Origin of the sequence: Candidatus Pelagibacter communis (assembly GCF_001179985.1) — a bacterium.
Classification (GTDB): Bacteria; Pseudomonadota; Alphaproteobacteria; order Pelagibacterales; family Pelagibacteraceae; genus Pelagibacter; species Pelagibacter ubique_J.
In genome coordinates, this window is the sequence record NZ_CVSI01000003.1 from 1 (window position 1) to 659 (window position 659).

1 protein-coding gene is annotated in these 659 nt (G+C 26.6%); it reads right to left on the reverse strand.

Annotated features, from left to right (window positions below):
* On the reverse strand, positions 1 to 620 hold a 620-nt coding region (locus AMN80_RS00020), incomplete at its 3' end, for an RluA family pseudouridine synthase (RefSeq protein WP_143323359.1).
* Positions 621 to 659 lie beyond the last annotated feature (39 nt).

Consider the following 659-nt stretch of genomic DNA (forward strand, 5'->3'; position numbering starts at 1 on the left):
TTCGATAAACTAACAGACATTAATTGTCTATTTTTGGAGCTCCTTGTTATTAAAGTTTCTATTTTACCATTACTGGGTCTAATTTTTCCCCAAACTAAAGTTTGATATTTTCTTTCTATTGAGTGTTCACTGAATTGAGTTGACAAATTTTCATGTGTAAAATTATTTTTTGCTATTACCACTAATCCAGAGGTATGTTTGTCAATTCTATGAACAATACCTGGTCTTAGCTCACCGTTAATATTTGACAATTTTTTTTTATAATTAATTAATGCATTAACAAGTGTTCTGTCTTTATTTCCTGCGCCTGGATGCATTGAAATGTCTGCTTTTTTATTTAACACTAGCAAATCATTGTCCTCATAAATTATCTCAATTTTATATTCAAATGGTTTAAGGTTTACTTCTTCAGGCTCAGGAATTATTAAACTAATTTTGTCGTTAATTTTGATTTTTTTAGAGGGATCATCATTAAGTTTATTGTTTATACTTAAATTTTTTTTAAGTATTAAATTCTTGATTTTAGATCTACTTAAATCTTTTTCATATTTATTTATAAATTGATCTACCCTAAGAATATCATCCTGTGTCCTTGCTAATAAATTAATGATTTTTTTCATAAATTACTATAATAATACTTTATGCGCTCGTAGCTCAAC